Annotated in this window: 10 protein-coding genes; 2 read left to right on the top strand and 8 right to left on the bottom strand. The window is 67.6% G+C overall.

Annotated elements, in window-relative coordinates; all coding sequences use genetic code 11:
• Positions 1-179: 179 nt before the first annotated feature.
• Positions 180-773, top strand: coding sequence for an ASCH domain-containing protein (locus ACIBH3_RS28545; RefSeq protein WP_396314970.1), 594 nt, complete (start codon positions 180-182; stop codon positions 771-773).
• A gap of 318 nt (positions 774-1,091) precedes the next feature.
• Here ACIBH3_RS28545 and ACIBH3_RS28550 read toward each other — a convergent pair whose 3' ends face one another.
• Together ACIBH3_RS28550 and ACIBH3_RS28555 are read right to left on the bottom strand one after the other, a co-directional pair.
• Positions 1,092-2,093, bottom strand: coding sequence for a ParB/RepB/Spo0J family partition protein (locus ACIBH3_RS28550; RefSeq protein ID WP_396314971.1), 1,002 nt, complete (start codon positions 2,091-2,093; stop codon positions 1,092-1,094).
• Positions 2,090-3,073, bottom strand: coding sequence for a ParA family protein (locus tag ACIBH3_RS28555; RefSeq protein WP_396314972.1), 984 nt, complete (start codon positions 3,071-3,073; stop codon positions 2,090-2,092). The genes ACIBH3_RS28550 and ACIBH3_RS28555 overlap by 4 nt, the downstream gene beginning before the upstream one ends.
• 387 nt (positions 3,074-3,460) lie before the next feature.
• On the opposite strand from ACIBH3_RS28555, the gene ACIBH3_RS28560 reads away from it, so the two are divergent.
• Entirely contained in the window at positions 3,461-3,898 is a 438-nt protein-coding gene (locus tag ACIBH3_RS28560) for a hypothetical protein (protein ID WP_396314973.1), read from the top strand.
• Between the two features lie 399 nt (positions 3,899-4,297).
• Here ACIBH3_RS28560 and ACIBH3_RS28565 read toward each other — a convergent pair whose 3' ends face one another.
• From ACIBH3_RS28565 to ACIBH3_RS28590, 6 genes are all read right to left on the bottom strand, one after another.
• Positions 4,298-4,528, bottom strand: a complete 231-nt coding sequence (locus ACIBH3_RS28565) for a hypothetical protein (protein WP_396314974.1) — start codon at positions 4,526-4,528, stop codon at positions 4,298-4,300.
• A gap of 181 nt (positions 4,529-4,709) precedes the next feature.
• Positions 4,710-5,327, bottom strand: a complete 618-nt coding sequence (locus tag ACIBH3_RS28570) for a hypothetical protein (protein WP_396314975.1) — start codon at positions 5,325-5,327, stop codon at positions 4,710-4,712.
• A 9-nt stretch (positions 5,328-5,336) separates the two neighbouring features.
• A complete protein-coding gene (locus tag ACIBH3_RS28575; RefSeq protein ID WP_396314976.1) occupies positions 5,337-5,636 on the bottom strand; it encodes an RNase A-like domain-containing protein in 300 nt (99 codons plus the stop codon).
• A gap of 200 nt (positions 5,637-5,836) precedes the next feature.
• Positions 5,837-6,094 (bottom strand): hypothetical protein, encoded by a 258-nt coding sequence (locus ACIBH3_RS28580; RefSeq protein WP_396314977.1) that lies wholly within the window; start codon positions 6,092-6,094, stop codon positions 5,837-5,839.
• A gap of 9 nt (positions 6,095-6,103) precedes the next feature.
• Positions 6,104-10,624, bottom strand: a complete 4,521-nt coding sequence (locus ACIBH3_RS28585) for a polymorphic toxin-type HINT domain-containing protein (protein ID WP_396314978.1) — start codon at positions 10,622-10,624, stop codon at positions 6,104-6,106.
• A 218-nt stretch (positions 10,625-10,842) separates the two neighbouring features.
• Positions 10,843-12,918, bottom strand: a complete 2,076-nt coding sequence (locus ACIBH3_RS28590; protein WP_396314979.1) for a trypsin-like serine protease — start codon at positions 12,916-12,918, stop codon at positions 10,843-10,845.
• Positions 12,919-13,209: the final 291 nt, after the last annotated feature.

A 13,209-nucleotide genomic window follows, 5' to 3' on the forward strand; every position in this document is an offset into this window, starting at 1 on the left:
GCGGGGAGATGCCGATGCGTTGCGGAACCCCTGAGATGCCGCCACGCCGTTAACAATGTGACTTGTATCACCTGACTATGCGTCATGTCACACGGAATGCGACATCACGCTCGCAATGGCTCGACCGTTCCATTGCTGCTCCAGCGGCCTGGTATCGGACTCGGCTTGCGTGGGACACGGTGAATGCCGGAACAAGGCTGGGCGACGACCTGCTCGTCACCAACCGCAAGCTCGGCGCGGCCTGCTACATCGACGACCGCGCCCTGCGGTTCACCGACTGGGCCCTCGCCCTTCCCGAGGCGATGCGCGCGATCGGCCTGACCCCGGAGCCCGCCAGCCCCGCCCCCGCCCTGCCGGCCCTGACCGTCCGACAGCCATGGCTCGCCGCGATCCTCACCGGCGACAAGACCACCGAGAACCGATCCTGGCCGACCAAGCACCGCGGACCGATCGCCCTGCACGCCGCCCGCGCCCTCAGCCGCGACGGTCAGGCCGACCCGCTCGTCCAGGCCGTCCTTGCCCGCCCCCACGCGCCCGCCCTCACCACCGGCGCCATCGTCGCCACCGCCCGCATCACCGACTGCCACCAGGACACCGGCTGCTGCCGGCCCTGGGGACAGCCCGGCCTGTGGCACTGGACCCTCACCGACGTCCGGCCCCTCACCGAGCCGATCCCCGCCACCGGCAGGCTCGGCCCCTGGCAGCCGGACCCCGGCCCGCACGCCGTGCTCCACCGCCACCAGGCCGCCACCGCTCCCCTCACACTCCGCTGAACCGCCCGCCCGCCCGGCCGCGTGCACCACCGCGCGGCCGGGCAGGTCTGGAGCGCGTCACCCCCTGCCCGCCCCCCGAAGGACATCTTCGTGACCACTGCGCCCACCGCTGCCACCCAGAACACAGCGCAGAAGGCCCGCACCGGCTACCGGTGCGGGCCTTCTGCGTTTCTGAAGTGCTGACAACTGTCAGCACTTCGTTCGATCCATTCGAACGGGGTTGGTCGGTTCCTACCGGCCCCTGCCGGGTCGGACTCGGTCGAGCGGCACGGCCCGTTGCGCGCGGGCCTCGAAGTCCGCCTCCGCCGACGGGCCCTTTCACTCCACTCGCGACAACAGCCGCTCCGCCACTGCGTGCAGGACGTCGGGGGGCAGGTGCTCGGCGAGTGCGTCTGCCAGGTTGTCCGGGCCAGCTGTGAGGCGCACCAGCTCCTGGACGGCGCCAGCGATAGCTTCGGGCGGCGCGGCGGAGTTAACGCCGTTAACTACTTCATGTGATGAAGTAATTGTGGATGTCGAGGTGCTCGCCGAGTTAACGGCGTTAACTCCTTCATGTGCTGAACCATTTTTCCGGGGGACGACCTGAGCGGCTTCCCGCGGCTTGCGCGGGGGCTTCACCCGGGCGAGAGCCGCAGCGGCTTCGGCTCGCTGGACATCCTTGTCGCGGATGCGGCCGATCCGCCGGCCGTCCTCGACACTCAGCTCCTTCGAGTCAACCTTCTCCCGCAGGTCGTCGGGCAGACCCAGGAGCGCCAGACGCTGCGACACCCACGCCGACGACTTCTGGAGCCGCGCGGCGACGGCTTCCTGCGTGTCGTGGACTTTCAGCAGTTCCTGGATTGCCTTGGCTTGGTCGATCGGCGGCACATCCACGCGGTGGATGTTCGCGATCAGTGCGCTCTCCAGTAGATCGTGCGCGCTGGCCGCCAAGGCGTCGTTGGCATAGATCTCCAGGCCTGTCATGCCCGCGAGCGGAGCGGCGGCCAGGCGCCGATTGCCGTCGATGACGACGTACTGAACCTGGGGGTCGAACTTCTCCGCGGTCTGCGGGTGCACGGCAAGAAAGGCCGGCAGGGACACCACGGCGACGGGCTGGAGCTGGCCCCGCGCCGCGAGCGACTCGGCCGTCTCCTCAACGTCCGTCAGCTCCTCGCGTGGGTTGTAGGGATTGTGGGCCAGCAGCGCGAGCTCCACGCTGGCCGGCGGCCGCTTGCCCTGCCCCGCCTTGATCTCCTGGCGGGTCCGTACCCGGCGGGGCCGCTCCTCCTCCTGTTCCTCGTCGATGCTGAAGCCACGAGTCACACGCTGGGCCGGCGTCATGCCGCGATCTCCTTCGCCAGGTCGCGCATCGCCTGCGCGTGCTCGCTGTCGGGGGCGTACTCCAGCAGCGGGATCTCGCCGTCGGAGGCCTCCCGGCCGTCCTTGAGATCACCGATGACCAGCAGCACTCCCGGGTTGGTCGCCTTCTCCCACTGCTTCTTGTTCTCCTTTACCAGCTTCCCGCGGCGGCTGTCGTAGGCGTTGATGACCAGCCCCAGGTAGTCGATGGAGATCCGACCCTTCTTGCACAGGTCGGCGATCTGCTGGCTCAGCAGGCGGAAAGCCCGGTGGGAGGCCTTGTTGGCCCAAACCGGCGTGATGACCCCGGAGCGGTCGGCCAGCTCGCCCTCGCGCCGGCGCACGTAGTACAGGGCGGTGTCCATGTTCAGGCCCAGGCTGGGCGGGCCGTCGATGATGATGACGTCGTAGTCGTCCTCCAGCGGCTCCAGCGCACGCTCCAACGCGCTCTCGCTGAAGCCGACCCGGGAGAGGTGCACGTCCATCAGGAAGGCGTCGTCGGATGCGGGAAGGACGTGGAGCCGGCCGCCGAACCGATCATGCTCCAGCGCCACCAGCAGGTCATGGATGTCACCCTTGGCGGTACCGTCCAGGTGCATGAGGAGCGTCTCGCGCTCGTCGTCGTACATCACGTCTTCGAGCCCGAGCTCAGCCGTCAGGTGACCCTGGGGGTCGTAGTCGACGATCAGGACCCGCTGCCCCTTCTCCGCCAGCGCCTGGGAGAGCCCGGAGGCGACGAACGTCTTGCCGACCCCGCCCTTCTGATTGGCGATGATGAGGCGGATCACCGGCTGAGCCACCAGCGGCGTACTCGGCGATGGGTGGCTCTCCAGCCAGAGCGTCAGCGCCTGCGCCAGCCCCTGGACGTAGGTGACCCCCCGGTCGGTGCAGGCCTCCTTGAACCGGTCCGGCTCCCCGGGGGACAGAAACGTGCCCCAGACCTTCGCGCCGTCTGTGTCCACCGTGGGCGGCGCTGGCGCCTCGTACCAGGCGCGGATCGCGTGCTCGGTCGCGTCCTGAATGTCCAGTCCATGCTCAAATGCACGGATCTTGATCTGGCGCCGCAACTGCGGCGGCAGAGAAGTGATTAGCTTCTCTCGTTTCTGATTGACCATAGGGCTGCTCATGTGGCCGAACATTACTAGGTCCACCTGCTGGGTAGGAGTAGCCGCACCTGGGGCGACGGAGTGAAGGCCGCCCGACCGCCCGGCTCCCGGCCTTGAGCCAGGGCTTTTCATTGCCCCGGCCATGCACTCCGGAGGGCCGACTCCTTCTCCGCGAAGTACCCACCGCCCACGCGTAGGACGTGGTCCAATGCGTGGGCGGCGAACTGGCAGGGGGAGTGAGCGGTGTCGTGGAAAGAGGCGGTCCAGTCGGTCCTGCGGGTCCTGGTCGACCAGGGCACCAAGTACCCGGACCCCTATCTGGAGCTGCTGCGCGTCGGAGTTGAGCACGATGACATCGACGCCAACGACGTGACGGTGACGCTAGTTCTGGACGGCGCGATCGTCACCGGCACCGTCGTGTCCCTCGATGTGTGGGAGCGCCTGTTCCTACGCCAGCTCGACGACCACGACTCCAACCTCCGCCGAGCCACCAAGACCGCCCTCGGCCACCTGGACGACACGGCCGACGAAGGCCGGCGCCGACGCGAACCCGCCCGGCCCTTCCTTCACCTGCGCGACGTCACCTACCGCTCAGGCCGTTCCACCCACATCCTGCCGACCTGGCGCGGCCCTATCGACGCGATCAGCGGCTGGACCCTCGGCGGACCCGACCAGGATTGAGCGGCCAGGGCATCCGGAGATTCCCGGGTTCGGCTGACGGCCACCGCGTTGCGCGCCAGGCTGTCCTTCGTGATCACACTTCCACCCGTGCCCCCGCATATCGCCGGCCTCCCCTGCGATGACCGCGGCTACCCCGTACCGGCCGAGAATCCCTGGGTCGACGGGGAGCCGAGCCTCGCCCTCCAGGACTTCCACCGCTCCGGGACCCTGTGGGCGGACGCACGCTGCGCCATGTGCGGGTTCAAGATCCCGCCCCAGGAGGCGAAGTACCGGCTGTTCTCCGAGGACGAGATTGGCCCCACCATCCGCCACAACCGCGCCACCCGCTTCGACGGTCCCGGGCACCGCGCGTGCATGATCTTCGCCGCGATGGTCTGCCCGTTCTTCACCGCCCCCGGCTCACCTCGAACCCAGGGCGAGCTCCGGGGCCGCCGGCGCGGGGCCTCTGCCGCCCTGATCGGCTTCCAGACGGTCTACCTTGCCGTGCGGGGCGAGCCCGAGACGACCCGCCTCCCGGACGGCTCGGACGGCCGTCGCCTCGTCGGTCCACACGCTCGCCACGCCGTCCTTCGCGACCTTGTCCGCCAGCCTGGTGCCGGTGATCCGGGCGGTTCGGCCGTGCCTCGGCATGCGGCCCGCTGCACTGCGGCTCCGGCGCCGACTCGGGTATGTACAGAAGGGGTGGTTCTCCGCGAAACAAGTCGCCGAGAGCCACCCCTTCCAGCAGCACCTGGTCTGCGCTTTGTTTTGTTGCTTGGCAGCTCCCAGGGCAGTTCACTGAGAACGGCGGTCAGGCCTATCGTCAGATCGGTCAGTCCTGGAGTTTCAGAAGAAAGTCGCAGGCGCCTACGACATGCTCGCCGAAGCCGAATTGCCTCCCGAGATTCGTGTATCGGTCGTAGGTGCGGTGGTCGAGCGGGATCCAGTACCGGGACAGGCAACGCAGGAGCAGTCGGAAGCCGAGGTTGGGATCGACTTCTCGGACGGTGAGTTCGAGAGCGGGTACCACGTCCGGAACCGCGGCGTACGGGTGGGATGTGGTGGCGTCGGCAAGCGCCGGCCCGATGAGGTGGAGCTCTTCGAGTACGGCATCGGTCAGAGCCTGCGGGACCGTTCCAGACGCCGGGGCCTCAGGTGCGTGGCCGTCGGCGAGCAGTTGTGCCGTGCAGAGTGCTTCGACGTCCTGGAGCCACGTGCGGATGCCGTCCATGCCCACCATGCTCGAAGCGGCTCGCCACAGTGCCGTCAGTGCCCAGTCGGGCACAGGGTTCTGTAGCAGCCGGAGCGCGTCGTCGCGCAGCCGTCGGACGTCACCCGTGGCCCAGAGCCGTGCCACCTCGAATGGCGTCTCCTCGACGTCTTGGTGGAACTGCGTGGACAGGCCACTCAGCCCGAAGTCGAAGAGGTCGTCGTTGTTGTCCTCAGACATTGTTCCTCCTTACAGGACTGGGTAGGAAGTCAACACGAAGTATCCGCCGGGCTTGTGACCGGGTGACTTCCTCAAGACTACTGTGAACTTGTTCTTGGCTGCGTCGATGAGGCCGTTCGGTCCGTACACGTTTCCGATTGAGTTGTCCGGGACTCCGAACGTGTCGTTGATCTCGAAATCGCGGTTGGCGGACGGTCCTCGGCCGCTGAGCCAGTCGTTGATGGCCTTCGGGTTCTTCCGGATCTTCTCGGCAATCGCGTAGTCCACCACCTGCTGTGCGATCTGCTCGTCGATGAACACTCCGCACACGGGAGTCTTGCCGGCCAGCCGGTCCGGATCATTGACCTCACACCCTGACCCGAATGGATGCAGAAGTTCCCGGCCCTGCAGCGGTGAGGGCGGCCCTCCGCAGTGGTAAAGGGGTTGGTCTCCGGCGATTCGATCACCAGGGGCCAACCCCTCCTCAAGGCGTTCTAAACGACTTCCCAGACGACGCGGAGTCTTCCCCGCTACGGCCGGGCCCTCAGCGAGCCAAAGAGATTATTGATATCAGAATCCGAGAGGCTCCCACCTCTCCCGAGACCGACCCACTGCTCAAGATCTCGCACGTTGATCAGCGAGACTTCGAAGGCGCGAAAGAAATACTGCATGAAAAGGAAGTCGCTGAAGTCGGCCCCAATTTCCCCAAGAAGCCATTTTGCTATTTCCGAAGGGCGGGCGCCCTCTTCGGGCTTTTCCTTGAGTCTGGCCAGGATGATCTCATCCATTGCGGTCACTCATCCTTTCGGGCGCTTAAATAGGACCTGGACCTTTGCATATTCGCCAGGACTGCCGATTCGAATCTCAAACTCTACTTCGGTAAATCCGTACCTTGCCGCCATCTTGCCAGTGAATGTATTCCTCGCCGCATCTTCCGGGGATAGCAGATTCTGAATCCCGGCATTGAAGCTGTCCAGGTTATCTTTCAGCTCACCTCCCGAAAGCCACTTCCCGCGCACTCCATCGGCATTGTGGCCAACCGCCTCCATTGCATTGATGAACATTTGACCGCCGGTCGGATCGGTTGACGGCGCATTCTTTGCAACTGAAACGATAGTGTCTAGCATTCCATCGGAGCCCACCTCGGCCATAATACCAGTGCCTGAAGGGTGGTATTCGTAGTACTCGCGGCAGTCGGAGTTATGGACGAGCATGGAGGCGCTACCGGCCATCACGTAATACGAGTGCAGGTTAGCGACAGTTAGGTTGTAGGCGGCTTGCCCTTGGCTAAATTGGTGGACTTCGCCGATCGAAATTGAATCGCCATTCGCCGATCGTACGGTCTCACCAGTGGCTAGGTCCCGCGCATCAATCCAGCTGCGACGACTCTCGGACCATATTGAATGATGGTCGGTCGCGGTGACCGAAGATTCTCCAAGATGGATTTCGGTGAAATCCTGATCGTTAGGCGTGTAGATGCGCGCGGTTACCTGCTCGGGTGCGGTGATCCCGCTGATCGGATCAGTCGCGATCACCGAGTCGTCAGTATTGACCAGATCGATCGGCCGCTGACTTCCGTCAGCCATGAGCACGGGCGTGCCTGCCGGGAAACTGTTTCTTGTTGGGCAGCCCTTGCGCGCCCTGGCCGCCAAGTCGGAATCATGCTCAAATTCTCGGATCAGTGCACGGTCGACAGCGGGGTTGTTGCGCAGGGCCGCGAGCGCGGCGTCGGTTCCGACGCCGTCCTTCAGGGTGCTGCGGAAGGCGGTGATGGCGTCGGCCACGCTGGTGAGGCTGTTGAGCGTGGCCTGGCTGTAGCCGTTGAGGGTTGCTTGGAGGGCGAGTTTGGCGTCTTCGATGCCGACGCCGGTCTCGAGGGCGAAGCGGAAGGCGACGATTCCCTTGGCGGCCTGGGCGAGCTTGCCGTAGGGGATGAGGGTCGCGGCCGCCCAGCCGCAGGACGGGCCCGGGTTGTTGAAGCACTGGATGAAGTCGCCGGCCAGCAGAGTGAACATGTTGGCCGTCTGCGAGCCGCAGACGCCTCGCGGGCAGGAGACGTGGTATTTCTTGAAGCTCTCCCGCGTCATCTCGATTCTGGTGGTGTACTCCACCTTGTCGAGCTGCTGGCTGTTGAGGACGAGGGTGTCCCACACCGTGTACTTGCCCTTGCAGGCCTCAGGGCTGAGTCCTGCTTCGGGGCATGTGCGCATGATGTAGTCGACGGTGCCGGTTACCTTGACGGTGAGGGTGACCTCACAAACCTCGACGCCAGTCGCGTTCTTGTGCCAGTTGGAATCGGTGAACCAGTCCGCCAGGGTTCCGCTCTCACCCTTGTCGCACCGGCCCATGTCATCGCGGATGACGTCTGGCTTCACATCGTTCCGGGGCACGGTCTCGACGTAGTAGGCCCGGCCGCCGCCGTTGCCGCCGTTGCCGCCGTTGCCCTCGTTGCCGGCGGTGCCGGACGGGACCTGGGCGGCGGTGGCCTCGGCCTGCTGCTTCTTCCAGACGGCCTCCTGGGCTTCGGCTGCCGCCTTGGCGGCCTCGTCGGCGCTCTTGTTGGCGGCCGCGGCGGAGGCCTGGGCCTGGTCGGCGGCGTTCTTGGCGGTGGCCGCGTACTGCCGGGCGGTTGCCGCGTAGCCGGTGGCCATGGCCGCCGAGGCGCTGGCGCGGCTGGCCGCCGTGTTGGCGGACGCGGCGGAGGTCTGGGCCTGTTTGGCGTAGCCGGAGGCCTGGGTGGCGGAGGTCTGGGCCTGGTTGGCCGATTCGGCGGCCTTGTTGGACCAGTCGGCGGCTTGGGTGGCGCTGGTGTGGGCCTGGTTGGCGTAGCCGGCGGCCTGGTCGGCGGCGCCTTGGGCGGTGGCGTAGGACTGGGAGGCCTCGGCCGCGTACTGGCGGGCGAGGGCGACGGAGCCGTCGATGGTGGCGAGGTAGGACTGGATGGTGGCCACGTGTGCGGCGGTGACGGCGTCGCGCTGTTGGGCCTTGGGCAGGCCGGTCTGCAGGAACGGTTCCAGGCGGTCGGCCGGGCCGGACAGGACGGCTTGGACTGCGGCCTTGACCTCGGGTCCGCCGTTAATCATGGCCTTTGTCACCAGGACGCGGTTGTCGTCGTCGCGAGCCTTGTACTGGCCGGTTGCCAGGAACGCGTGGACGTCGTCGATGGTGCCGTCGAGCGCCTTGCCGGCGGCGTCCTTCACTCCGGGTCCGCCGGCGATCATGATCTTCGCGAGCAGGATTCGGTCGTCGTCGTCCTTGCCCGGGTACTGGCCGGTGGCCAGGAAGGCGCGCACCTGGTCGGGGGTGCCGACCGAGGCGGTCTCCGCGGCGAGGCGCTTCTCCATCTTGCCGGGGGCCTGGGCGATGGCCATGACGCTGGTGCGGTCGTCGCGGTCCCGCGCGACCGTCAGGCCGGTGTTCAGGAAGGCCTGGACGGCACTGTCGTCGCCTTCCAGTGCGGTCTGGGCGGCGGCCTTGGTCCACGGTCCGGCGACGTCCAGCAGGCGCAGTGCGGCCTGGCGGCCCTTGAGGAGCGCGGTCTTCGGGTCGGTCCCGGTGGCGGTGGCGTCCTTGATCAGCTGCTCGGTGTCGGCGGTCAGCTGGGTGGCCTTGCCGGCCTCCCAGGCGGCGGTCTTGGCTTTCTGGTCCGCTTCGCGGGAGGCTTCGTCGGCGGCGGCCATCTCGGTGGCTTGCTGGGCGTCGAGGCGTTCCTGGTCGCTGGCGCGGGCGATGTCGGCGACCTTGTGGGCCTGGGTGGCGGAGGCGGCGGCCGAGTCGGCGGCGGCGCCTGCGGCGGTGGCCGCGGTCTGCGCGGTGTTGGCCCAGCTCGACGCGTTGCCGGCGTGCTGGGCGGCCTCGTCGGCTGCGGCTGCGGCTGCGTCCGCGTGTGCGGCGGCGTCGTTGGCGGCCCGTTGGGCGTCGCCGGCCGCGGCGGCGGCGTCGTTTGCGATCTTGGTGGTGGCGTTCGCCGCCCTGGTGGCCTCGGCCGCGGCGGTCTTGGCCTTCGCGGCGGCCTGGCGTGCCCGGTTCGCGGCCGCGGCCGAAACGCCCTGGTAGGTGGCGGAGTCGGCGGCGGCCTGCGCGGCGGCGGCGGCGTTGGCCCCGGCGGAGGCGGCGGCCTGGGCGGAGACGATGGACTGGGTTGCCGCGGCTGCGGCCCACACGCTGGCCTCACCCGCTGTGCGGGCGTCGACCGCGGCCTGGCGGGCGGTCACCGCGGCGGCGCGGGCGTCCTCGGCTTTGCCTGCGTCGCCCGCGGCCGCGGCGGCGGCACTGAGGGCCCGCGCTGCGGCGTTGCCGGCCTTGGTGGCGGCCGCCGCCGCGCTGGCGGCGGCGTTGGCGGCCTGCCGGGAGGCCTCGTTGGCGGCCTTCGCGGCCGTGGAGGCGGTCTGGGCGGCGGCGGCGGCCCGGTCAGCAGCATCGGCCGCGCGTGCGGCGGCGTTGGACGCCTGGCCGGCAGAGCCCTGCGCTGCCTTGGTCTCGGCTGCGGCCCGCTCGGCGGCCTCCTTGGCCAGGCGGGTGGAGTCCAGCGCCTTGCCCGCCGCGTCTCTAGCGACCTGTGTTTGTTGTCCGGCCTGGGTGGAGGCGTTCTTCGTCAGGTCGGCCAGCTGCGAAACTGTCAGGGTTTCCTGGTCGTGGGCAGCTGCGGTCTGGTAGCCGTACTGCAGGAACTGCTGGACGTCGTCCATCGTCCCGTCCAGCGCGGCGCCGGCGGCCTTCTTCACCTCCGGCCCACCGGCGACCATCAGCTTGGCCAGTCGGACCCGGTCGTCGTCATCCCGCGCCTTGAACTGGACCTCGTTCAGGAACAGGTTCACATCGTCGATGGAGCCGTCAAGCGCCTTGCCCGCGGCGTCCTGCACCCCGGGCCCGCCGACCACCATGATCTGCGACAGCCGCACCCGCTGGTCATCCTCGTAGGGCTTCCTGAAACCCTGGTTGAGGAAGTCCTGCAGATCGGACGCGGATCCGGCCAGAGCCGCGGTACCCGCCTCACGCACCCCTCGGCCGGAGGCTGCGATCAGCTCCTCCACCCGCGCCCTCAGGTCCTGGTCCGCCGCCGCTGTCTGACCGCCCGCCAGGAACGCCTTCAGGTTCTCGGCCGAACCGGTCAACGCCGTCTCCGCGGCCCAGCGCACCGCAGGCCCGCCAGCCTGCCACGCCGCGAGCACCTTTACCCGATTCGGATCGGGTCCGGTTGCCGGCGCAGCATTCGCAGCCGCCGCCGGTATCGTAAGCAGCCCAGTCACCAGGCTGCCCACCACGAGCCCGGCCGCCAACCGCGGCCGTTTGGCTCGTGATGTCAGAAATACCCTCATAGATACATGAATCCGTTCTGTGCGGGCCTGCCGAAGCACCGTGCAACCAGCGGCACGGGCGGCGGTGGCCTTGGAAATCGATCAGAAGCGTCCGTGTAGAACGAGCACGGCATCACCGCCTGCCGCCCCGCCAGGAGGCGTTGCGGCAGGCGATCTGTGTCATGTGCTGCAGCCCCGGCTCATGGCATGTTCAGCCGGGAGCCGGCAACGGCCGTGGATCAGCCGGTGACGGCAAACGTCCATCCGGGCATGGACTCCCAGGTGAGCCACTGGTTGTCCTTGTAGGTGGCGCGGGACATGGTGCCGTTGGTGCCGGTGGCGAAGAGTTCGAGGGTGTTGGTGTAGGCGTTGTAGGTGGCGGAGGGGGTGCCGGAGAACTTCCAGTCGCTGATGGTGCTCCAGCCGCCCCAGGCCTTGGTCTTGTTGTCCCAGTAGTTGTGGCCGAGTACGCCGTTGGTGCCGGTGGCGAAGAGTTCGACGGAGTTGGCGGCGGGGTTGTAGGCGGCGGTGGGGGTGCCGTTGAACTGCCAGTCGCTCATGGTGCTGAGGGTTTCCCAGCGTCCGCCGTTGAGGCTGAAGGTGTGGGCCATCGTGCCGCCGGTGGTGGTGACGAAGACCTCGGCGCTGTTGTTGGCGGGGTTGACGACGGCGGTGGGGCTGCCAGCCACGGCCGGGCCGCTGATGGTGCTCCAGTCGCCCCAGGTCTTGGCCTTGCTGTCCCAGTAGATGTGGCCGAGTACGCCGTTGGTGCCGGTAGCGAAGAGTTCGACGGCGTCGGTGGCGGCGTTGTAGAGGGTGGTGGGGGTGCCGTTGAACTGCCAGTCGCCGAGGCGGCGGGCGTCGTCCCAGCGGGCGCCGCTGGTGCTGTAGGAGTGGGTCATGTAACCGTCGGTGTCCAGGGCGAACACCTCTGCCGTCCGGCTGGAGGGGTTGAACACGGCGACCGGGTTGGCCTTGAGCTTCCCGCTGCTGGGGATGGTGCTCCAGCCGGCCCACTTCTTGGTGGCCGGATCCCAGTAGTTGCGGCAGAGCTCGCCGGTCCTGCCGATGGCGAACAGCTCGAGAGCCTTGGTGGCGGGGTTGTAGATGGTCGCGGGTATGCCGCTGAACTGCCAGTTCTCCAGGGCCTCCCAACTGGTCCAGTCCTTGTTCTCGGTCTTGGAGGCGTGGGCGAGCACGCCGTCGGTGCCCAGCGCGAAGATCTCGGCGGTCTTGGTGTCCGGGTTGTACACGGAGTTCACGACCGCGGAGGAGTAGTCGACCTTGGTGCCCCACGTGGAGACGGTCTGCTGGACCCAGCCGGCCACATCGTCGACGCGGCTGCTGGTCGCACCCATGCGGGTCTCGGCGGCGGGAGTGCCCAGGCAGCCGCCCTGCCAGGAGCGAGAGGCAACGCCGACGAGCTCCGCGACGCCGTTCCTGTCACGCAGCAGAGGCGCCCCGGCGTCACCCGGGCAGATGGCAGCTGCGCCGCCGGCCGGCGCGGTGTCCACACCGGTGGCCGTGACGGCACTGATGGTGTGAGCCGTGGTGTGGACCTTGGCGGGGATCCAGTCGGTGGCAGTACGGCCGTATCCGGATACCCGAAGGCTCTCACCAGCCATCGGGGCGGTGTTGGCCAGAACAGCGGGCGTCACATCAGTCACGGGGGTCGCCAGACGGGCCATGACGAGGTCACGGTCACCGCGCGGGACGAGCTGGGCAACGGTGATGGACTTGCCGCCGATCGTGACGCTGCTCGCTGTCAGTGGTGCTCCAGCCGTCACAGCTGCCGGGTCGTTGGCGAAGCAGCCGGCCGAGGTGAGGATCCAGTATCGGTCGACGAGGGTGCCAGTGCACGCGCGTGCCTCCGCACTACGACCGGGCTGGCCAACCGTGACGGTGCCAACCGCCGGAAGGTCGGCGGCGGAGGCCGGCGCAGCCGGTCCGTCGATGGCGTTGAGCTCCAGAAGCGTGCTCTCGTCCCCGAGGCTTTCGCCGATCCCTGCCCAGGTGCGCTTGGGGAGGTCAAGCGTGGTGGTCTTGCCCGCCGTGTTCAGCCTCGCCTTGATGGTGCTGTGACCGTCGCCCTTCATGAGGTAGACACCCGGGATCTCCACCGCCAAGTACCCGGTCGAATCAGTGATCTTGAAACAGACGTGGCTCGGCTTTGCCGCTCGGGTATACAGCTCCACCACATCTGGTGCCGAACCGCAGTCATCGAGCACGATATGCCCGTCGCCGGTCTTGAGAGTGATGTTCCGCTGGGCGAGGACCTTCGCCGCATCCGGGTAGGAGAAACCCTCTACAGCCACCGGAGCTGAGGCCTCAGCAGCGGTCGCCGTGACCGGCATCGAACCGGCCACCACGGGTATCGCCAGGGCCACACCAAGGGGCCAGGCCAATCTACGGACCATACGCACAGAAAACTCCCAGCAAAAAGGGCATGCCGGGAGACACCAACGCCCCCCGGGCTGGCAATGAAGAACTCAAGCGGACGCTATCTATCGCCATCCGCGCACGTCAAAGCATGCACCACACCACCGACAATCCCCTGACCCGCAGCTGAATCCTCCGCAGCCAAGCCCGAAAGAGAACAGGCGAAT

It is taken from the genome of Kitasatospora sp. NPDC050543 (assembly GCF_044457565.1).
In the GTDB taxonomy this organism is placed as follows: Bacteria; Actinomycetota; Actinomycetes; order Streptomycetales; family Streptomycetaceae; genus Kitasatospora.

Coding starts and splice junctions, on each gene's coding strand:
- ACIBH3_RS28550 (WP_396314971.1), bottom strand. CDS start 2,093: ATGACGCCGGCCCAGCGTGTGACTCGTGGCTTCAGCATCGACGAGGAA.
- ACIBH3_RS28570 (WP_396314975.1), bottom strand. CDS start 5,327: ATGTCTGAGGACAACAACGACGACCTCTTCGACTTCGGGCTGAGTGGC.
- ACIBH3_RS28565 (WP_396314974.1), bottom strand. CDS start 4,528: ATGCCGAGGCACGGCCGAACCGCCCGGATCACCGGCACCAGGCTGGCG.
- ACIBH3_RS28580 (WP_396314977.1), bottom strand. CDS start 6,094: ATGGATGAGATCATCCTGGCCAGACTCAAGGAAAAGCCCGAAGAGGGC.
- ACIBH3_RS28585 (WP_396314978.1), bottom strand. CDS start 10,624: ATGAGGGTATTTCTGACATCACGAGCCAAACGGCCGCGGTTGGCGGCC.